The 19,948-nt window shown below is 33.3% G+C and carries 22 protein-coding genes; 17 read left to right on the top strand and 5 right to left on the bottom strand.

From position 1 onward, the window contains the following. A complete protein-coding gene (locus tag DK441_RS21550; RefSeq protein ID WP_109852620.1) occupies positions 1–339 on the top strand; it encodes a hypothetical protein in 339 nt (112 codons plus the stop codon). A 27-nt stretch (positions 340–366) separates the two neighbouring features. On the opposite strand, the gene DK441_RS21555 is transcribed toward DK441_RS21550, so the two are convergent. Then, positions 367–699 carry a helix-turn-helix domain-containing protein gene (locus DK441_RS21555; protein WP_109852622.1) on the bottom strand — a complete coding sequence of 111 codons (333 nt, stop codon included), beginning with the start codon at positions 697–699 and terminating at the stop codon, positions 367–369. Between the two features lie 431 nt (positions 700–1,130). Between DK441_RS21555 and DK441_RS21560 the strand changes: the two genes are divergently transcribed. Both DK441_RS21560 and DK441_RS21565 read left to right on the top strand, forming a co-directional pair. Beyond that, positions 1,131–2,270: a polymorphic toxin type 50 domain-containing protein gene (locus DK441_RS21560; RefSeq protein ID WP_109852624.1), complete on the top strand. Its 1,140-nt coding sequence runs from the start codon at positions 1,131–1,133 to the stop codon at positions 2,268–2,270. 65 nt (positions 2,271–2,335) lie between these two features. Next, on the top strand, positions 2,336–2,566 hold the full coding sequence (locus DK441_RS21565; protein ID WP_109852626.1) for a hypothetical protein: 231 nt from the start codon (positions 2,336–2,338) through the stop codon (positions 2,564–2,566). Positions 2,567–3,005: 439 nt separating this feature from the next. Here the strand turns inward: DK441_RS21565 and DK441_RS21575 are convergent, their stop codons facing one another. Further along, positions 3,006–3,227, bottom strand: coding sequence for a helix-turn-helix domain-containing protein (locus tag DK441_RS21575; RefSeq protein WP_109852631.1), 222 nt, complete (start codon positions 3,225–3,227; stop codon positions 3,006–3,008). 94 nt (positions 3,228–3,321) lie between these two features. Between DK441_RS21575 and DK441_RS21580 the strand changes: the two genes are divergently transcribed. The 6 genes from DK441_RS21580 (at position 3,322) to DK441_RS21605 (ending at position 7,640) form a co-directional block, all read left to right on the top strand. Next, positions 3,322–3,810 carry an AraC family transcriptional regulator gene (locus tag DK441_RS21580; protein ID WP_109852633.1) on the top strand — a complete coding sequence of 163 codons (489 nt, stop codon included), beginning with the start codon at positions 3,322–3,324 and terminating at the stop codon, positions 3,808–3,810. A 115-nt stretch (positions 3,811–3,925) separates the two neighbouring features. Beyond that, entirely contained in the window at positions 3,926–4,504 is a 579-nt protein-coding gene (locus DK441_RS21585; RefSeq protein WP_109852634.1) for an RDD family protein, read from the top strand. 128 nt (positions 4,505–4,632) lie between these two features. Further along, positions 4,633–4,971 carry a hypothetical protein gene (locus DK441_RS21590; protein WP_109852636.1) on the top strand — a complete coding sequence of 113 codons (339 nt, stop codon included), beginning with the start codon at positions 4,633–4,635 and terminating at the stop codon, positions 4,969–4,971. A 129-nt stretch (positions 4,972–5,100) separates the two neighbouring features. Further along, complete coding sequence (locus DK441_RS21595) at positions 5,101–5,562, top strand: hypothetical protein (RefSeq protein WP_109852638.1); 462 nt, start codon at positions 5,101–5,103, stop codon at positions 5,560–5,562. A 201-nt stretch (positions 5,563–5,763) separates the two neighbouring features. Further along, positions 5,764–6,639, top strand: coding sequence for a hypothetical protein (locus DK441_RS21600; RefSeq protein WP_160112223.1), 876 nt, complete (start codon positions 5,764–5,766; stop codon positions 6,637–6,639). Further along, complete coding sequence (locus DK441_RS21605) at positions 6,639–7,640, top strand: S41 family peptidase (protein ID WP_109852642.1); 1,002 nt, start codon at positions 6,639–6,641, stop codon at positions 7,638–7,640. The genes DK441_RS21600 and DK441_RS21605 overlap by 1 nt, the downstream gene beginning before the upstream one ends. Before the next feature lie 123 nt (positions 7,641–7,763). Here the strand turns inward: DK441_RS21605 and DK441_RS21610 are convergent, their stop codons facing one another. After that, positions 7,764–8,105, bottom strand: coding sequence for a cupin domain-containing protein (locus DK441_RS21610; RefSeq protein WP_109852644.1), 342 nt, complete (start codon positions 8,103–8,105; stop codon positions 7,764–7,766). Between the two features lie 111 nt (positions 8,106–8,216). Between DK441_RS21610 and DK441_RS21615 the strand changes: the two genes are divergently transcribed. Continuing rightward, entirely contained in the window at positions 8,217–8,534 is a 318-nt protein-coding gene (locus DK441_RS21615; RefSeq protein ID WP_109852646.1) for a 2Fe-2S iron-sulfur cluster-binding protein, read from the top strand. Positions 8,535–8,787: 253 nt separating this feature from the next. Then, positions 8,788–10,977 carry an alkaline phosphatase D family protein gene (locus DK441_RS21620; RefSeq protein WP_109852648.1) on the top strand — a complete coding sequence of 730 codons (2,190 nt, stop codon included), beginning with the start codon at positions 8,788–8,790 and terminating at the stop codon, positions 10,975–10,977. A 68-nt stretch (positions 10,978–11,045) separates the two neighbouring features. On the opposite strand, the gene DK441_RS21625 is transcribed toward DK441_RS21620, so the two are convergent. Both DK441_RS21625 and DK441_RS21630 read right to left on the bottom strand, forming a co-directional pair. Continuing rightward, on the bottom strand, positions 11,046–11,426 hold the full coding sequence (locus DK441_RS21625; protein ID WP_108807658.1) for a RidA family protein: 381 nt from the start codon (positions 11,424–11,426) through the stop codon (positions 11,046–11,048). 82 nt (positions 11,427–11,508) lie between these two features. Further along, entirely contained in the window at positions 11,509–14,223 is a 2,715-nt protein-coding gene (locus tag DK441_RS21630) for a putative LPS assembly protein LptD (protein ID WP_235015801.1), read from the bottom strand. 252 nt (positions 14,224–14,475) lie between these two features. Between DK441_RS21630 and DK441_RS21635 the strand changes: the two genes are divergently transcribed. The 6 genes from DK441_RS21635 (at position 14,476) to DK441_RS21660 (ending at position 19,943) form a co-directional block, all read left to right on the top strand. Next, the gene (locus tag DK441_RS21635; RefSeq protein WP_109852652.1) at positions 14,476–15,600 is read left to right on the top strand and encodes an N-acetylmuramoyl-L-alanine amidase; all 1,125 of its coding nucleotides are present in this window, start codon (positions 14,476–14,478) and stop codon (positions 15,598–15,600) included. 86 nt (positions 15,601–15,686) lie between these two features. After that, positions 15,687–16,637, top strand: a complete 951-nt coding sequence (locus DK441_RS21640) for an MlaD family protein (RefSeq protein WP_109852654.1) — start codon at positions 15,687–15,689, stop codon at positions 16,635–16,637. 6 nt (positions 16,638–16,643) lie between these two features. Further along, a complete protein-coding gene (locus DK441_RS21645; RefSeq protein WP_109852656.1) occupies positions 16,644–17,969 on the top strand; it encodes a (Fe-S)-binding protein in 1,326 nt (441 codons plus the stop codon). 80 nt (positions 17,970–18,049) lie between these two features. Then, on the top strand, positions 18,050–18,496 hold the full coding sequence (locus DK441_RS21650; RefSeq protein ID WP_109852658.1) for a phosphoheptose isomerase: 447 nt from the start codon (positions 18,050–18,052) through the stop codon (positions 18,494–18,496). A gap of 57 nt (positions 18,497–18,553) precedes the next feature. Next, positions 18,554–19,345, top strand: coding sequence for a (Fe-S)-binding protein (locus tag DK441_RS21655; protein ID WP_024769023.1), 792 nt, complete (start codon positions 18,554–18,556; stop codon positions 19,343–19,345). A gap of 112 nt (positions 19,346–19,457) precedes the next feature. Then, complete coding sequence (locus tag DK441_RS21660; RefSeq protein WP_109852660.1) at positions 19,458–19,943, top strand: ABC transporter ATPase; 486 nt, start codon at positions 19,458–19,460, stop codon at positions 19,941–19,943. Positions 19,944–19,948 lie beyond the last annotated feature (5 nt).

Consider the following 19,948-nt stretch of genomic DNA (forward strand, 5'->3'; position numbering starts at 1 on the left):
ATGAAAACAGTATATTATTTTTTAATTCTTTTAATTGTTACTCTATCTTGTAATACAGGGCTTTCTCAAGAGAAAGAAGCCATTGATAAATTTGAATCTAAACTTCATATTTTAAAAAGATATTTTAATGAAGAAACAATTAAAGGCAATGGATTAGATGAAGCAATTACGTTCTTAGAACAGCTAACAAATATTAAATCTGATATAGGAGATGGATATGAAGATATAAAAACTCCTACCATTAAGAATTTAAATGACTGGCAAGACTGGTATAAAGAGAATAAACATCTTTTGTATTGGGATGACCAAGAACAGAAAGTAAAAGTCAAAACAGAATAAGTAAAAAGCCACCTTCGGGTGGTTTTTTTATGAGTACGCTTTTTTAGCTTTAGTATCTCTAATGATGGTATCAATTAATCTAAACAACATATTTTGCGTCTCTTCGTCTAGATTCTGTATATCTTGCAACCGTTGTACTGTTTTTTTATCAAAAGAAGCGTTAACACCTTCACCTACCAAATAATCAAGAGACACCCCAAAAGCATCTGCAATACTTTTAGCAGCTTCAATAGATGGTATTGCTTCATTACGTTCGTATTTACCAATCATCACACGGGATACATTAGTCTTATTGGCTAAGTCTGTTTGTGATAAATTATGTTTTTTACGAAGTTCTTCTATGATCTTACCTGTATCCATGAATATGTTTAAATGTTACAAAAAGCAACAATAGTAACGCTTTAAGGCAAAAATACGTAATTAAAAGTGAAATAAGTATCTAATAGTTTTGTTGCAAATGTAAATAAAAGATATATTTGTATCCAATAGTTAGGTAATGGGTCAAACTGGTGCTTTTGAGAAAAAGTGTATTTTTGATATTGATTATCAATAATTTATAAAACAAATAAGCCTCTTTATTGAGGCTTATTTATGTTGTTTGTACTACTTAAAATTGCTTAGAACCTATTAAATAAGGGTTTTGTATTGCTACGTGGGTCAAATTGGTGCTTGGTTATATTTGCTAACTAAACAAGTGAAATATTACCTATATTTACGATGCCACTGGGGTAAAATTAAAAAAGATTACAACAGAGGGAAGTTCATCGACAACAGAATATGCCGGTAATTATGTGTATAAGAATGGTACATTAGAATTCTTTAACCATGCAGAAGGTATTGTAGAATTTGAAGCCGATGGGTATAAGTATGTCTATCAGTTTAAAGACCATTTAGGGAATATCAGACTATCCTATAAAGATGCTGATAAAGACGGTAGTATCAGTACTTCTGAGATCATACAAGAGAAGAATTATTATCCTTTTGGATTACAAATGCGTGGGATTAATGAAACGCTACGTGGTAGAAATCATAACTATGGATATAATGGAAAAGAAGAGCAAGACGAGTTAGATTTTAATACACTTGATTATGGAGCAAGGTTTTATGACCCTGGAGTAGGTCGATGGTTCACTCCTGATGCTCTGGCAGAAAAATATTATTCTACTTCACCATATAATTATGCGCTTAACAATCCAATACTTTATATAGATCCTGATGGGAATCAGGTAGAAATGTGTTGTGAGAAGCTACAAGGTTTTTTAGCAGGAATGATAGATAATACTTTTGGAACTAATCTAAGAAGTGGAGGAAATACTCAAAAGTTTCAAACAGGAGTTAAGCAAGCAAATGGAGCTTCGTTAGCAATTGCTACAATTTTATTAGTTGATGGTGCAGTAAGTACTACCGCTGGTGGAGGTGGATTAATTGCTTCAGGTGCTGCGGCATCTACAGGTGTAGGTGCTCCTGTAGGAGGAATTGGTGCTGCAGCTAGTGGAGGATTACTTGCTAAAGGCGCTGTAGAACTTACTGTTGGTGGCGTTATGATGGCAAATACCATTAGTAACATGCAGGAAGATGCCCAGAATGGAAATAGTAATTCTTCTTCAGGTAATAATAATTCGTCAGGAGAAAGTAGTGTTTCTAAAGATATACATAATGGGAAACAAGGTAAACATGTTGAGGGACATAATAATTATCAAGAAGGTAAAAGTACAATCACTGAAGATCCACAATCTTTATTAGATGATTTTCATAACGGAAGTGTAGAAAGCTCTAGTGCAATTAATGATACTAAAACAAGAGTTAATTTTGGAAAAAAGATAGGTAATTATATTAATCCAGAGACAGGAGAAGCTACATCGACAACAAACGGAATAATCCATAATAGTAAAAAAGGAGCGCATATAGTTCCTTCAAGACCAAATTTATAATGTATAAACAATCAAACTATGTTATTTCAGTACAAAGAGCTTTGCTTGGCTGTCTAACAAACAATATGAGCGCTATCACAATAGCATATAAAAATGATGAATTTATATTAAGAGTATATTTTGAGGAAAGACCTTCAGAAGATGAGATTGAATCTTTATCTGAAATTACATCAGAAGTAGCTGCTGATTTTCCTGAAATGACAAATATAAGAGAAGAATTTTTTATAAAAACCGATGAAAATTATAAAGAAGAGATTTTAGATGTATGGATTATTAAAAAAGCTCCTGTTGGGTAATGGGTCAAACTGGTGCTTTTAAGAAAGAGTGTATTTTTGATATTGATTATCAATAATTTATAAAACAAATAAGCCTCTTTATTGAGGCTTATTTATGTTCTTTACACTACTTAAAACTGCTTAAACCTGTAACCATCCATAGTGTGGTTTTCACTTTCGTACCAAAAATCAGTAAGTGTTCCCGCTCAATATCCAGAACATGAATCCCTCGCAAGCGACCATCTTTTAGCTCTCTACATAGTAATCGAGCATCGATCTTATCGCTCTTCTGAAATTGTGACCCGATCGCTCGGATATGATAGCGCAGAAATGTTTTCTGTGCAGGCATGAGTAAGCGATAAGAGTAAATAAATGATAAAACTGGTTATAGTGATATAGCTGGTTTTTTTATATAGAAAAGCTACAAACTATTTAATGATTTTGTAGATAAAGAGATTAATTATAATCCTATCAAACTGAAAAAATCAGAAATCTTAATCTCTCTGGCTTCACATATTTTCTCTAGAGTTTTTACAGGAATCCTATAGCCTTCTGGTCGCAGAAGTTTCCGTACAGTTTTTTCATCAAGATTATGATCGGTAGCAAAAGCTCTATTTGATTTGGCCTTAGCTACCCATTCTTTAGCAATATAATTACAAATTCTTTTGTTGATATCTGACATATGACAACAAAGAAATAGGTTGTTATAATAAATTTTGCGGACGATAAGACGCAAAAGAATAGATTTGCCTATATTTGAAGAAATTTAAACGAAAATGAAAAATGAAGACGCTAATATTACGATCTTCTATTGGGAGGGGAAGGTATATAGGTGTAAGCTGGTAAAAGCGATACTGCTGGATGAAATTTCATTTCAGAATGGATATAAAAAAACAAACTCTACTATAGTAGATGAGTATACAGAGGATCATCCGGTATTTAAGAGATGTAAAGATTTAATAGAAAAAGAACAGATCTACAGAAAACAAAAACTAACCCTGGATGTATTAGCCAAAAAACTAAAAACAAACAGAACTACACTTTCTGGGGTAATAAACCAGGTGTCACAACAAAGGTTTACAGATTTTATTAATACATATCGGGTAAAAGAAGCCAAAACATTACTAAGCAATCCAGATTTTGATAAATACAAAATCTCTGCGATTGGGTATGAGGTAGGATTTAATCATGTAAGTACATTTTATAACGTTTTTAAAAAACATACAGGGGTTACACCAACGGCGTATAGGCAAAGTTTACGGTAACATTTGTATGTAGAACACGAGTAATCATTTTTAATAGGTTAAAAATTTCCCAGTTCCGAAAAATGAAACTGGCGGGATGTATTATTGTAGGATCAAACAATAATTAGATACCATTATGACCAGACAAGAATATTTACAATTTTGTAAAATCTGTACAAATCAAAAATTTGACTCAAAACAAGGGATAGTTTGCAGATTAACTGATGCAATTGCAAATTTTGAAGATACCTGCACTACATTTGAAGAAGACCCGATACTTGCAGAAAAAGAAAAGCAACTTGCGATACCAAGAACAGTAGTGGGTAAAGAAGCGAGCCAGGGAAAAAGATTTACCAACTATATTATAGATTCTATATGTATTTTGGTATTTGGTTTTGTGTTTGGTATTGTCGTAGCCTTTATTTTTCCATCTATACTATCGATTTTAGAAACAGATAGCCGAATTATAGACTACGGGTTAGGCTTTATATTAGGAATGATTTATTATTCTTTTTTTGAAATAACTACAGGTAGAACCATTGGCAAGTTGATTACAGGAACAAAAGTCGTTGATGAGTATGGAAATAATCCTGATATACAAACCATATTAGTACGTAGTCTATGCAGGCATATTCCTTTTAATGCGTTTTCGTTTTTGGGTGACGGTTCGGGCTGGCATGATACACTGTCTAAAACAAAAGTAATAGAAGTATAAATAAACAAGTTTGATCATTTAAATAGAGGTATATAGAAATTGTTGTTTTAAATTTATTTTGAAGTTTTAAAAACACGGATTGCAAATCCGTACCATCGTGTTCATTTTTTAATAAAGAAAAATTAAATATGAAAAAGCTAGAGGTTTTTTGTTTAGATGATACTGAGTCCAGAGAAATTGATTCAATACATAGAGGTTTTAGAGGAGATATTTATGTCAAAGTTAAAGAAGAATATTTTAACTTGAACTTTTATGATATAATACGTTTAAAACAAGATTTTGAAACAGAAATAGAAGTTTACGGTGTTTTCTCCTCAGAACCCAATATGATAATAGTAGAAGAAGTTAAAAAAGAGTTAATAATTAGAAGTGTTGAAAATTTGTTTAAACGGAAGTATTTTGATCAAATTAAGCCATTATCTAATGCAAAACTTCAAAACTTAGAACTTTTCTTATTTTCGAAATGATAAGGTGTTTCTCGATGACACAGATTTGCAAACCCCGATTGCTCGGAGTATAAATAAACGACTTTGATTATTTAAATAGGGTTAGATAAAAATAGGTGAAATGATACTAATAATTTATTAGTTGTAATTATGATAAAAAAAATAGGTTTTGGGATCGTTTTTTCTTTACTAGGTATGGTGATTGCTCTTTTTTTGACTTCATTTTTTAGAAACCAGATTCAGTTATTGTTTCAATTAACAACTAATGATAGGATTCAATATTTTGGAAAAGGTTTTTATCTTTTTTTAAGTACTATATATTACATAAGTTTTACAATTTCAATAGTAGTGCTAGGTATGACTAATCTAACATTGAATTTTAAGTTGATACTAAAAAATGTGTTGATATGGATAGGAATATTTACCATCACATTGGTCATCATTTGTGCAATTAATGCCAATTTCAAAATAATAGCATGCACGACTTGTGATGATGGAATACTTAGTATGCATCATAATGCAATTAATTATGGAATAATTCTGAGTATAAGTGCAGTTTTTGCATCAATCCCGAGTATATTAAAAATCTCAAAACAAAAAAAGATGTATTGAAAATATCGTTGATATGGGTTACCAGCCAGTCCTTCTCTTTATTAAATATATAGCACTATGTACTCTTATCTAATATCAAAATAAAGACAGATGTAAGAAAAGATTTAGAAAAAGATGCAACCTATTGTTTTTTCGGTTGTCATTAGATGAACAACATACATTCATATCATTACATCATAACAAATTAAAACTAACGCCTAAATGATAAGAAAAAATAGAATTGTCATTATGCTGTTACTGTTTATATCGGTAGCAGGTATTTCGCAAACAGAAAACCCAGAGCTTTCTAAGAAAGAAAAAAGAAAAAACAGACCTGCTTATATAGGGTTTACAGCAGGACTAGGGAAATCATCTTTTAGAGATTTTGCCACCTCTCCACTTTTTTATAAGGGCACGCCAAGAAACATAGCGCTATCATATACCAAAGCTGATATAGAACGAGAATCCGAAATTGGAGCATCCTACCTTTTTGGGCAGTTTCATAATAACTTTAACAGGCATTCTCAAAGTAGTAAACTACATAGTGTATCCTTGTACTATTCCAGGTTATACCAGTTAAACATGCTTAGTTCTCCTAAGTTAAATGTAAAAGTGGGTGGATTATTTAATGCCACTACTAATTTTAGAACTAATGAAGGATTTGGTAATAACGGAGTGGGAGTAGAAATTATTCCAACTCTTTTTGGCTCTGTCAAAATCGAAAAAGATATAAGTCGTAAAGAAGAAAAGAGTAAAAAATTCTTATTTATTAAATATAAACTAAAGAAAAGAACAAGAAATTTAGCATTTAGACTAAATGTTGGATTGGTCAATAGCTCGTTTCGAAATGGATATGTGTATAATGGGCAATCAGGTTTGTTAAACGAAGCAAATATATTTGATGAGTATGAGTTCGATATATTTTCTGGGTTTAGGGTGAATAGTTCTTTAGACTATACTATTTCCCTTCAGAACAAAAATGCACTACGATTTTCGTATGTATGGGATGCGTATAAAACCGGAGGAGATTTTGATAAATTCGAAATGTCTGCCCATCTTTTAAAACTCACTTTTCTATTTAATACCAATAATAAGTAATGAGAAAGTTATATAGTATAGTAATAATAAGTCTATCTCTTATCTCTTGTGAGAAAGCACTTTTTGAAAACGACCTGGCCTCTACAAAACCAAAAGATAATTTTGAATATCTATGGAACGAATGCAATGAAAAATACTCCTACTTTGATGTAAAAAATATTGATTGGGATGTTGTGAAATCTGAATATTCTGCCAAAATTTATGATGGAATGAGTCAAGATTCCCTATTTAAAGTATTGGGAGGGATGTTAACAGAATTAAGAGATGATCATACCAATCTAATATCGAATTTTAATATCTCTACATTTAGAGTAGATTACTTAGGACAAGATAATTTTGACTGGCGTATCATAGAGGACCACTATTTAAATAGGGACTATTACATTACAGGGCCGTTTTTGCATAATTTTCTTGATAATAAAGAAATAGGATATGTACGTTTTCCTTCTTTTCCTGGTACTGTAGATGCCGATAACCTGAATTTTGTTCTAAACAGATATAAAAATACAAAAGGACTAATCTTAGACATGAGAGAAAACGGAGGCGGAGCTGTAACCGATATTTTTGCAATTTTAAGCCGTTTTGTAGAGCGTAAAACACTGGTTAACTATTCTAGAATAAAAAGTGGCCCGGGGCGAAATGAATTTTCTGAAGCAGAGCCGGTATATGTCTCTCCGTATAGTGGAATACGGTATAAAAATAAGATTGTCGTATTAGTAGATCGAGGAACATACAGTGCAGGTTCATTTTTCTCACTTGCAACCAAAGCGCTTCCAAACATTACACTTATCGGGGATACTACAGGCGGGGGACTTGGCCTACCTAATGGAGGACAATTGCCTAATGGTTGGACCTACAGGTTCTCGATTACACAAGCATTAACATTGGATAAGAACCCTGATTACGAAAATGGAGTTCCACCAGATATTGAAGCCTTGATAGATTGGAGTGATTTGACAACAGATGAAGTCCTGGAGCGTGCAATTTTAGAACTGCAATAAGGCATAATTTAATAACGTTTCTAACTCAGATTATAAGTTGTGAGACTTAACAAAAGAAGAAAACAGTCACTACAATGTGACTGTTTTTTTATTTTTATTTCTGAACTTATCTAGAGTAGAGGTTTATTGTTCACTCACTTTTTGTACTCTTTCTACAGAATCGTTTTTAGAAAGCGAAAGCCGAACAATACTATCTTCTAATGCGACTAAATTATGCATGATACTAGGCTCCAGAGAAATAAGGTCTCCTTTTTTAAGAATATGTTCGGTAGTGTCGACTCCAAAATTAATCTCACCTTCAAAGATAGAAACAGTAATAGGGAATGGGGTCTTATGATTTTTCATTTCCTGCCCTTTTTTGAAAACGATTCTAATTTCTTTGGTAGCATCATTTTCTATTAATTTGGTGATTACCGGTTTTGTATCTCCGTAAGTAAGATCCTTGACTAATGAGGTTAATTGCATAGTAATTGTTTTTATACAACAAAACTAAAGATATTCTTCTCCTTGTTTTATGAGCTAAATCATAAGGTGAAGTAAATTCCTAATCGTAATTTGCAGGCATAATTAGATGTAATGTATACGATAAATGTTATAGATACTATTGGAGATGCTCATGTTTTAGAGTTTAAAAAATTTGAGTATCGCAACCTTATGGAGTTATTAGTAAACAGACTACATGATGAAATAGGAGATTGTAAAGGCAGAGGGTTATGTGGTACCTGCCATATCCGGGTATATTCATCTAATACTTCAATGCAATTTTTTGAAGGACTAGAGAACAACATACTAAAAAATCAATTAGATTATTATCCCAATAGCAGATTGGCCTGCCAAATTCTTTTAGACGAACATATTGATACGATGCAAATAGAAATTATAGGAGGGGATTGACCGTTCAACTTTCTTTAATTGCTAGATGTGAACATCCAAATTTTATAATCGTTTCTAAAGCTATAAATTATGCATGCATAATAAATTAACAGGATTAATCGATTAGTAAATGGTTAATTTTTCTTTTTGAAATCTCCAACACATTGTTACCCAAATTAAGATTCTATTAAATAGAAAATTGCTTCTGTTTTTTGTTTGATCATTCCTATAATTTCGTGAGAAACTATCTAATACTAACTTAAACAAAACTCACATGAAATTATTCTCACAAAAGCTAATGGTGTTATTTTTTACAACACAATGTTTCTATGCTCAACATATAGAAACCAGGTTAATAAAAATTGATCGTACCACCAATAACAAAGCTATCGATGATTATTTTGATGCCAACCTTGCTCCTTTTTATCATGGAGTTGCATCTGGAGATCCATTAGAAGATGCTGTTATTATCTGGACAAGAGTTACAACAAACGATGCTTCGGTACCTGTACGTTGGACAATAGCAACGGATGCAACAATGACTCAAATTGTAAAACAAGGCCAGGTAATTACTAATCAGAATAAAGATTATACAGTTAAGATTGATGTAAAAAATCTGGATGCTTTTACAACGTATTATTACCAGTTTGAAGCGCTGGGAATAAAATCAATTATTGGTAAAACGAGAACTGCTCCGGCAAAAGAAGATCTTGTAAATAATCTAAGATTTGCTGTAGTATCCTGCTCTAATTATCAAAATGGATATTTTAATGCATATAATCAAATCGCAAGTCGTAATGATATCGATGCCGTCATTCATCTTGGAGATTATATTTATGAGTATGAGTCCGGAGGATATGGATATAGCGACGAAATAGGGCGAGGACACCTTCCTAAAAATGAAATTATTACGCTAGACGATTATCGTGTGCGCTACTCTTATTATCGATTAGATCCAATGCTTCGCAATGCTCATCAACAACATCCTTTTATTAATATTTGGGACGACCATGAGTTTGCAAATGATGCTAATAAATATGGAGCACAAAATCACAGTCCTGAAACAGAAGGTAGCTGGGAAGTAAGAAAAAATAATGCCCATAAAGCCTATTTCGAATGGATGCCTGTTCGTGCCAATACAATAGAACAATACAGGTTATATCGTACCATATCTTATGGTAAACTTATGGATCTTATTATGTTGGATACTCGTATTGAAGGTAGAGATACCCAGGTAAATAGTTCAAAAAACCTGATCAGTGCGGCGGCTTCTAATAGAGAATTTAAGCAATATGCTAAAAATGTTATTGCTAAAAAAGACCTTACGAATAAGGAAGATGTAAAAGAAATTTTGACTACTGTGCTTCCGATGATACTTACAATATCAAATGATTCAAAGAAAAATCAGGTTGGATTATCTAAAGAAGAATTTAAGACCGTCGTGCATAGTTTTGCCGATTTTATTGTCGAGAAAAAAACTATCGGTATAGAAAGCAAACAGCAAACAGAATTAGAAACATTGTTAAGAAAAGGCGTGATGTATGATGAGCAATTTAATAGTAAAGAAAATAAAGTTACCTATAAATCGATACTTGGATCAGAACAATTTGATTGGCTAACAGATCAGTTGTCAATTTCTACTGCAAAATGGAGAATTATTGGGAACCAGGTAATGGTGATGCCATGGAATGGGGTACCTTCTAATGATGCTTGGGACGGATATGCAGAAGAAAGAGATCGGTTATTAAACTATGTAAAAACAAATGCTATAACTAATGTAGTGGTTCTTACAGGAGATATCCACAGTACTTTTGCCGGAGAAATTAGATATAAAGGCGAATGTGAAATGTGTGAGTTTGTAGTTCCTAGTATTACATCACAGAACTTAGATTTTTTAGGAGGATTTGCCTCTGGAGTAGTAGAGTTCTATACAAAATTACTGAATAAACATATCAAAGATGTAGATATGGATAACCATGGATATTTTGTGCTGGATGTGACAGAAAATAAGGTGCAGGCAGATTGGTTTGATATCGATGATTTGTCAAAACCTGTTATCGGTGAAAAAAGATCAAGAAGCTGGTATGTAAGTACTAATGATTGTAGGATACAAGAAGCTTCAAACGCAGCTGTAGCAACAACCAGAAGTGTAGACCAGGAACTATCTAACACCAAAGAACCTATGATAGAAACCCCTAAAGAAGATTTTATAGTAATAGGAGTGTACCCAAATCCAATGGAGAATGAAGGGAATATTCATTATTTGGTCAATAAACCAACTACCAAACTACTCATTTCTCTTTATGATATAAACGGAAAGCGAATACAACAACTACAAAATCAACAAGTGGTCAAAGGGATTTATAACCTGGCTTTTGATGTAAGCAATATTAAAAAAGGAAATTATGTGGTGGTTATTGAAGCTGGAAACATAAAGACAAGTAGAAAGATCATACTTAGATAAGAATACATACGATCACCTAAAAAAAAGAGACCCCAGACGGGGTCTCTAATAATGGTATAGGGTAAATATTACTTTACAGCAATTACAGAGATTTCTACATTCACAGATTTAGGTAGCGTTAATACCGCTACAGTTTCTCTTGCAGGTGCAGTAGCTTCATTAAAATAACTGCCATATACAGCATTTACTTCGGCAAAATTATTCATATCACTTAAAAAAATAGTGGTTTTAATCACATTTTCGAATGTCATTCCGGCTTCATCCAACACAGCTTTTAGATTCTGCATTACCAGTTTGGCTTCAGTAGTAATATCATCCAGAACTAATGCTCCTGTTTCTGGATTAATTGCAATCTGACCTGATGTATATAATGTATTTCCGGTTAAAATAGCCTGACTATAAGGACCAATAGGAGCAGGGGCTTTGGTCGTAGTTATGATTTTTTTCATGTGATAGGATATAATATTAATTTATAATTTTATTGCTAATCTGAAAATTTGAAAACCAGAAACTTGACTCTAAACCAAGAACTTATAGTTGTCTGTCTGGTTCACGTCTTTTGTCCCATTTAATATCGCTAAGCATCGATGATTTGATACCTATAAAGAAGTTCCATGATGTTCTTTCACTAAAAGGAATCCAATTAAAATTCATCACCCAACTTTCCAGGTCCCGTTGAAACCTTAAATTAGTATAGGTAAACCCGGGATTCTTTAGATCATATCCCGAAGATACTCCGACCGACCATCGCGGTGCAAGTTCTACATCACCAGAAAACATGATAGAGTGCGATGATATTTCATTTTGCCTGGCGCTATTGCTATAATTAACATTGTATGACAATCGCAGAGTCCAGGGTATTTTATAATTATAGTTTTTTATGTCTTTATCGGCATCTTTACTTTTGTTTTTATCAAAAGAACGATCCTCTCCAAAATCGGTAACCCCACCAAATAGATTATCAGGCCGACCTTCATTTCTAAAGTTTTGATTATCTAATGGATCTTCATTAACTTTTCCTTTTTCAAAATCTTTACTCGAAAACGAATACCCAAAATTAGCACTAGCTCTGGTTAAACGAAAAAGGCTACCTCCATTATCGATATTCCACACATCGATTTTACGATTATTATTATCTAAAGCATAAGGGTCTAATTGTGCATTAAAGTTAATATCCAGCTTATTTTGGATTATCGGGATATTACCGGTAATAGATAGCGGACTTAGCTTTAAAGAGTCTCCAGCTACATTATAAGATGTACTAAAATTAAGGTTGTTTAATAAAGTTACTTTTTTAGCTTCTGTAGCCGTACTGTCCTTACTTTTTACCTTCATTTCTACATTGTTACTAAGAGAAAATCCAATACTGCTAGAAAATGTATTACTGGGTGCTCCAAAATAGCCTCCTTCAAATCTAGAATATTCTACAACTTCTGTTTCATCAATAGTAGTCGTATTGGGATCATCGGTAACCGTATAGCTATCATAAAACTCACTAAATGCAGGGTTAATGCTGTAACTAATTGACGGTCTCATGGTATGGCGAATCGCTTCTATTTTTTTGCCTTTCTTAAACTTGAAAGTACCATAAATAGTGGTCCCCAGACTTGTTGAAAAATTATATGTACGAAAAGCATCAAAACCTTTTATAGTATCCCGTACTACTTCGCCAGCACCATCATTGGCACTAGAATCATAACTTTGCTTTATCGTTTCAAATACCCAGTTTTCCTGAAAATTTGTTCCCGCAGTAGCACTAAGATATTTAAACAACTTAAAATTTGTTGATAAAGGAATGGTATGTTGCATTCCTAATTTAGCACCTTTAAACATATCAGACGAGAATAAATCATCATCGGTCGTTTGTATTCTGTTTTCTCCTTTAAAATTATATTGCGTATTTATATTCTGTATGATTCCTTTTTTTGCACCTACTTTTGGAGCGAACGGAAATACCCTTGATACGCTCACATTCATATTAGGAAGCGATAAATTTACAGTTCCGGTATTGGTATTAGAGTTATGAGTAGCAGCAAGATTAACATTAACTTGTGGGTCTCCCTGAAATGTCTTTGAATAGGATATATTAGAACTAATTTGATTATTCAGGAAATTACCCGTATTAAGCTGGTTGGTAGATTGCTGAAAAAAGTCACTACTACCAAAATTTACAGAGGCCGAGAACCTGGAGTTTGGATTAGCTTTTGCATCCTGGCTATGTGTCCATTGGATATTGTATGTAGTGGTTTTGGCAAAATCGGGAAACCCTCTTTCGCTACGCAGGTTGTTTTCATACCTAAACCTAAGACTCCCCCTGTATTTATAGCGTAAGGCATAGGCCGATTCTGCAGCAAAAGTATAACTACCATTGGTATAATAATCCCCCATAAGAGTTAGGTCTACATAATCGCTAATGGCAAAATAATACCCACCATTTTGAAGAAAATACCCACGGTTATTCTCTTCTCCCGGACTGGGAATAATAAATCCTGAAGTCCTATCCTCTGTTAAAGGAAAATACCCAAAGGGTAATCCTAATGGTGTAGGGACATCGGCAATAAACATATTCACAAGCCCCGTTACGATTTTCTTTTTAGGTACAAACTTAATTCTACGAGCATAGAAATAGTATTCGGGGTCTTCGATATTTTCTGAAGTAGTAAATTTTACATTTTTCATGTAAATCACGGAGTCATTCTCCCGTTTTGAAATCTCATTTTTAATTCTAAACCCGTTCTGTTCTGTTCTGGAATTGTATATCAGTGCTTTTTCGGTATCAAAATTAAAACGAATAGAATCTGGCTCTACTACATTTTGTGCCTGTTTAAAAACAGGAGTTTGTACATATTCGCCCAGAGAATCTTTAATTCCATAAGCATATACTTCATTTTTGCTATTGTCTACTACAATAAACCCCGCATTAATCTGCATCTCTCCATATACGATTTCAGCATTATCATAAAGATACATTTTGTTCTCTTTACGGCTCAATCTCATATAATCAGTAGCTTTATAGACCACTTTGTCTGTTAATAGCTGTGGTTCTGCGAGTGTGTCTTTTTTAACCGTATCCTGAGCTTTTTCGTTAAGTAATTCCTCTGGATTGATTTCAAGAGGTTTTATAGTGTCCTGATTAGCAGGAATGGGCACCTCCTTAGTTTCGTTTATTTCCTGTGCTGTAATTTGACAAATACAAAGCAGTGAAAAACTTAGTGAATAAAGTATGTAACGTACCGTTGTTTGCAATGGTTTAAATCCTATTTTTGTATAACTATGGCTCAGTTTTTGAAGTGCCAAAATTACATATATTTTTTATGCTTAGATTGTAATTCAGAAAAAAATAAAAAATTATGTCAAAAGCATACCTTCTAAGCTGTATAAACATAGAAGATATAGGTTTATTATATAAATCACAATCTTAAGATTTTTAACTTGTTATATTAAATACTGAAACATAACAGAAATGTTTCAAAATTAGTAGTAAAATTATTGTAGTTGATGAGACGAAGTATAGTATGTAGTGTTTTTTTATTGGTCTTTATTTTTATTGTATCTGTCTTTAACGCAGATGTGGTTGCCCAGGAAAAAGAAAAGTTTGTTGTTGTTTTGGATGCTGGACATGGTGGTCATGATCCCGGCAACCGAGGAAATGGCTATAAAGAAAAAGAAATTGCACTAGATGTAGTTTTGGCCGTAGGCGCGGCTTTAGAAGATGATGATAGGTTTAAAGTAGTGTATACCCGAAAAACAGATACCTTTATAGAATTACATGAGAGAGGAAGTATTGCCAATAAGGCGGGAGCAAATCTTTTTGTATCTGTACATTGCAATTCGCACCGCTCTCAGGCTTTTGGTACAGAAACCTTTGTTTTAGGACTACATGCTAACAATGAAAATTTTAATGTAGCAAAAAACGAAAACTCGGTAATTCTTCTTGAAGATAATTACGAAGCTAATTATGATGGGTTTGATCCTAATTCTCCAGAATCAATTATCGGACTTACTTTAATGCAGGAAGAATATCTGGATCAGAGCCTTACACTGGCTAGTTTTGTGCAGAATAGATTTAAAAAAGCATTAGACAGAAAGAGTAGAGGAGTAAAGCAAGCTGGTTTTGTCGTTTTACATCAAACCTATATGCCCAGTGTTCTTATCGAATTAGGTTTTCTAACTAACAATAGTGAAGGGAAATATCTTAACTCTAAAAAAGGACAAGGAGAGATGGCAAAATCTATCACTACCTCGATTGTAGATTATAAAGAGAGCCTTGATGCTATCTATAAAGTAGATCCGCCTAAAACTCCCGAAGTAACAAAAGTAACTGCCAAAATGGATGGGGATCGTGTGTATGATGATATTACGTTTAAGGTGCAAATAGCAGCTGGATCCAGTGATATAGAATTACAATCGTTTAATTTTAATGGCTTGGATCAACTGTCTAAAAGTAAAACAGGAGACCTCTATAAGTATTACTTCGGAAGTACGTCTAATTATACTTTAATACAGGAATTAAGAGAAATTGCAGTTGGTAAAGGATTTGATTCTAGCTTTATCGTTGCTTTTCGTAATAGTGAATCGATTCCTTTAACCGAAGCTTTAAAAGCTGATACATCTTCGAATTAATCTAAATAAATACTGATAATTCCTTAGGAAATTACCAGTAGAAATGTATTTTTATTCTAAATTTGTGTCCTAAAATGTAATCTATTTTGAAATTTACTCGAGAAGTCAAAACAGGAATATTAGCAATCTGCGCAATAGCACTTTTAATCTTTGGCTATAGTTTCCTGAAGGGAAAAAATCTCTTAGAAAATGATAGAACCTTTTATGCTGTTTATGATAATGTAGAAGGGTTAATACCTTCTTCTCCCGTAACCATAAATGGTATGGTTGTAGGGCAGGTGGTTTCTATAGGTTTTGCAGATACCAAGGGTAACCTTGTTGTAGAGTTTAATGTAGATAGCGATTTTTCGTTTTCAAAGAATAGCCTGGCCAAAGTATATGGAGGTGGCTTGATAGGTGGTAAATCCCTTGCTATAATGCCTATATATGAACAAGGCCTCGAAGCAAAAGATAAAGACACACTACCCGGTAGAATAGAAGCAGGTCTTCTAGAGTTGGTAAATGATAAGCTCGCGCCTTTGCAAGAAAAACTTGAAGCCGCAATTACAGATGCAGATACACTTCTAAACTCGGTTAATGGAATTCTTAATGTAGATAATAAAAATAATCTGAATTCTATTTTTAAAGATTTAAGCATAACAGTTAAGAATTTTAAAGGAGCTTCAAACTCTTTAAATACGATTCTTTCGGGTAATGAGGAAAAGCTAAACAATACATTTACCAATCTGGATAAAATGTCGACTAATCTTAATAAGGTTTCAGATTCCCTGGCTCAGATAAATGTAGCCAAACTAGGAAAAGACCTGGAAAAGGTACTAGCTAATTTTGAGAAGATTTCAAAAGACATTAATTCGGGAAGAGGAACAGTTGGAAAATTACTGAAAGATGATAAATTATATGATAATTTAGAAAAAACCAGTAAACAACTAGAATTACTGATACAGGATTTACGATTAAATCCAAAACGATATGTTCATATTTCGGTTTTTGGAAAGAAAAATGCGCCTTACGAAAAACCAACAGATTCAATAAATTAAAAAATTATGCAATACATACCTAATATCCTATTTATACTTGTTTTGGTAGCGGGTATTGGATATTTTACAAAAAATGTCCGTAAAGTCATTCGTAATATCCGATTAGGAAAAGACGTAGATCGTTCTGATAATAAAGGAGAGCGATTTAAAAATATGGCTAGGATAGCATTAGGACAGTCCAAAATGGTACGACGACCTGTAGCTGGGATATTGCATATTGTTGTATATCTGGGATTTATTATCATCAATATAGAAGTATTAGAAATTGTCATCGATGGTATTTTTGGTACGCATAGGATTTTTGCCTTTTTAGGAGGATTGTATGATTTCTTAATTGGTTCGTTCGAGATTTTGGCATTCCTTGTATTTGTAGGGGTGGTTTTATTTTGGATTCGTCGTAATGTGATTAAATTAAAACGTTTCTGGAACCCAGAGATGAAAGGATGGCCGAAAAATGATGGGAACTTAATCTTGTATTTTGAGATGGTTTTGATGACTTTGTTCTTGGTAATGAATGCATCAGATCTTCAATTACAAGCGTTAGGAGCAGAGCATTATGTCAAGGCTGGGGCGTACCCAATAAGTCAGTATATATCCCCACTTTTTAACGGGATGTCAGAAACAGCTCTAATAGTATTAGAAAGAGCATGCTGGTGGGTGCATATTATAGGAATATTAGTGTTCTTAAATTATTTATATTTTTCAAAACATTTACATATCCTGTTGGCATTTCCGAATACATATTATGGAGACTTAAACCCTAAAGGAGAGCTTGATAATCTCGAAGCTGTTACCAAAGAAGTGCAATTAATGATGGATCCAAGTGCAGATCCTTTTGCTGCTCCTGCAGATGATCAACAAGAAGGGGAACCCGAGAAATTTGGAGCATCAGATGTTGTAGATCTAAACTGGGTTCAGTTACTAAACGCATACACATGTACCGAGTGTGGGCGTTGTACAAGCGAATGTCCTGCAAATCAAACAGGAAAAAAACTATCTCCGCGTAAAATTATGATGGATACCAGAGATCGTTTAAAAGAAGTAGGAGACAATATTGATAAGAATGGTAGTTTTGTAGATGATGGAAAGCAATTGCTGAATGACTACATCACTCCCGAAGAATTGTGGGCTTGTACTAGTTGTAATGCTTGTGTAGAAACTTGCCCGGTAAGTATTAGTCCGTTGTCTATTATTATTGATATGAGACGTTATTTGGTAATGGAGCAAAGTGCAGCACCATCTGATCTAAATAATATGATGACCAATATAGAAAATAATGGAGCTCCATGGCCATTTAACCAAATGGATAGATTAAACTGGAGCAATGAATAATTTTTATTAAATAACCAATTAGAATACATTAAATTTTAACCAAAACTTTTAACCAATTAAACCACAAATTAATAGAAATTATGAAAAAAGAAGAAGTAGAAAAATTATTGCATGATAAAATAGAAGAAGGAGAGCATGTAAGTCCGGTCTTGCCAGAAGGTGTCAAGAATTACCTTATTGATATTGATGGGACTATAACCGAAGATGTACCTAATGAAGAACCAGAACGAATGGTTACTTGTGAGCCTTTTCCTGATGCATTAATTACATTAAATAAATGGTATGACCAAGGACATGTTATATGCTTCTTTACTTCAAGAACCGAAGAACACAGAGATGTGACCGAGACATGGTTAAGAAAATGTGGCTTTAAGTATCACAGTCTTTTGATGGGAAAACCAAGAGGAGGAAACTATCATTGGATTGATAATCACCTGGTAAAAGCAACACGATATACAGGTAAATTTACAGAACTGGTAGAAAGAGTTGTGACGATCGAAGTTTTTGATGATGGAAAACATGATTAAATATGAGTTTTAGGATGTTAACCTCTGGGTAAACTTCTAAACTTTAAATAGTATAATATGAGTGAGACAGTAAAGGTGCCAACAATGGCAGAATATATGGCAGAAGGCAAAAAACCAGAAGTTTTATTTTGGGTGGGTTGTGCTGGTAGCTTTGATGACAGAGCTAAAAAAATTACAAAAGCTTTTGTGAAATTACTTCATAATGCAAATGTAGATTTTGCTGTATTAGGTACCGAAGAAAGCTGTACGGGAGATCCAGCAAAAAGAGCAGGTAATGAATTCTTGTTTCAAATGCAGGCCGTTACAAATATAGAGGTAATGAATGCTTACGAAATTAAAAAAGTAGTTACCGCATGTCCTCACTGTTTTAATACTTTAAAAAATGAATATCCTGTACTAGGAGGAGATTATGAAGTAATGCACCATACGCAATTCTTAAAATCCCTTCTTGATGAAGGTAGATTAAAAGTTGAAGGAGGAAAATTTAAAGGCAAACGAATTACATTTCACGATCCCTGCTATCTCGGTAGAGCAAATAATGTATACGAGGCACCAAGAGATTTACTTAGAAAATTAGAAGTAGAACTTGTAGAAATGAAACGCTGTAAGCGAAATGGCTTATGTTGTGGAGCTGGTGGTGCACAGATGTTTAAAGAACCAGAACCTGGAAATAAGGATATTAATGTCGAAAGAACAGAAGATGCCTTAGAAACCAAACCAGATATTATTGCCGCTGGATGTCCTTTTTGTAATACAATGATGACAGATGGGGTAAAAAGTAAAGAAAAAGAAGAAAGTATACAAGTGATGGATGTGGCCGAACTTATTGCCAACGCTCAGGATTTGTAATTTTTTTCTTAATTATACACAATTTTATTAGAGTTAATATGTTTTTTCATATTAACTCTTTTCTATAATCGTAAATAGCAATAGTTTTTGTTACTTTAGTAAAAAATAGCTCATGTTGGTAGATTTTAATGACCTTCCGGAAACATCTCGAGTGTGGATTTATCAGGCAAATCGGTCATTCACTTTGGATGAACTGGAAGAGATCGAGAAAAAAATAAAAGAATTTATAACTCAGTGGACAGCCCACGGTGCTGATCTAAAAGCGGGTTATGAAATAAAGTATAAACGATTTATAACCATTGGACTAGATCAAGGAGTGAATCAGGCAACTGGATGCTCTATAGATGCTTCTGTTCGTTTTATTCAGGAATTAGAACAAGCATATAATGTAGATTTAATGGATAAGATGAACGTGTCTTTTAAACAAGGAGAATTTGTAGCCTATAAACCTCTTGCAGATTTTAAGAAAATGGCTAAAAATAGATCAGTATCCCCAAATACTATCGTTTTCAATAACCTGGTTACTAATATTGCCGAATATCGAATCAATTGGGAAATCCCTGCAAAAGATAGTTGGCATAACCGTTTTTTAAATTAAAATTT

This window comes from Aquimarina sp. AU58, assembly GCF_900312745.1.
Taxonomy (GTDB): Bacteria; Bacteroidota; Bacteroidia; order Flavobacteriales; family Flavobacteriaceae; genus Aquimarina; species Aquimarina spinulae.

What these genes read in the sequence shown, in the direction of transcription:
- DK441_RS21550 (WP_109852620.1), top strand. Translation starts at nt 1, where the DNA reads ATGAAAACAGTATATTATTTTTTAATTCTTTTAATTGTTACTCTATCT.
- DK441_RS21555 (WP_109852622.1), bottom strand. Translation starts at nt 699, where the DNA reads ATGGATACAGGTAAGATCATAGAAGAACTTCGTAAAAAACATAATTTA.
- DK441_RS21565 (WP_109852626.1), top strand. Translation starts at nt 2,336, where the DNA reads ATGAGCGCTATCACAATAGCATATAAAAATGATGAATTTATATTAAGA.
- DK441_RS21575 (WP_109852631.1), bottom strand. Translation starts at nt 3,227, where the DNA reads ATGTCAGATATCAACAAAAGAATTTGTAATTATATTGCTAAAGAATGG.
- DK441_RS21580 (WP_109852633.1), top strand. Translation starts at nt 3,322, where the DNA reads ATGAAAAATGAAGACGCTAATATTACGATCTTCTATTGGGAGGGGAAG.
- DK441_RS21585 (WP_109852634.1), top strand. Translation starts at nt 3,926, where the DNA reads ATGACCAGACAAGAATATTTACAATTTTGTAAAATCTGTACAAATCAA.
- DK441_RS21590 (WP_109852636.1), top strand. Translation starts at nt 4,633, where the DNA reads ATGAAAAAGCTAGAGGTTTTTTGTTTAGATGATACTGAGTCCAGAGAA.
- DK441_RS21595 (WP_109852638.1), top strand. Translation starts at nt 5,101, where the DNA reads ATGATAAAAAAAATAGGTTTTGGGATCGTTTTTTCTTTACTAGGTATG.
- DK441_RS21600 (WP_160112223.1), top strand. Translation starts at nt 5,764, where the DNA reads ATGATAAGAAAAAATAGAATTGTCATTATGCTGTTACTGTTTATATCG.
- DK441_RS21605 (WP_109852642.1), top strand. Translation starts at nt 6,639, where the DNA reads ATGAGAAAGTTATATAGTATAGTAATAATAAGTCTATCTCTTATCTCT.
- DK441_RS21610 (WP_109852644.1), bottom strand. Translation starts at nt 8,105, where the DNA reads ATGCAATTAACCTCATTAGTCAAGGATCTTACTTACGGAGATACAAAA.
- DK441_RS21615 (WP_109852646.1), top strand. Translation starts at nt 8,217, where the DNA reads ATGTATACGATAAATGTTATAGATACTATTGGAGATGCTCATGTTTTA.
- DK441_RS21620 (WP_109852648.1), top strand. Translation starts at nt 8,788, where the DNA reads ATGAAATTATTCTCACAAAAGCTAATGGTGTTATTTTTTACAACACAA.
- DK441_RS21625 (WP_108807658.1), bottom strand. Translation starts at nt 11,426, where the DNA reads ATGAAAAAAATCATAACTACGACCAAAGCCCCTGCTCCTATTGGTCCT.
- DK441_RS21635 (WP_109852652.1), top strand. Translation starts at nt 14,476, where the DNA reads ATGAGACGAAGTATAGTATGTAGTGTTTTTTTATTGGTCTTTATTTTT.
- DK441_RS21645 (WP_109852656.1), top strand. Translation starts at nt 16,644, where the DNA reads ATGCAATACATACCTAATATCCTATTTATACTTGTTTTGGTAGCGGGT.
- DK441_RS21650 (WP_109852658.1), top strand. Translation starts at nt 18,050, where the DNA reads ATGAAAAAAGAAGAAGTAGAAAAATTATTGCATGATAAAATAGAAGAA.
- DK441_RS21655 (WP_024769023.1), top strand. Translation starts at nt 18,554, where the DNA reads ATGAGTGAGACAGTAAAGGTGCCAACAATGGCAGAATATATGGCAGAA.
- DK441_RS21660 (WP_109852660.1), top strand. Translation starts at nt 19,458, where the DNA reads ATGTTGGTAGATTTTAATGACCTTCCGGAAACATCTCGAGTGTGGATT.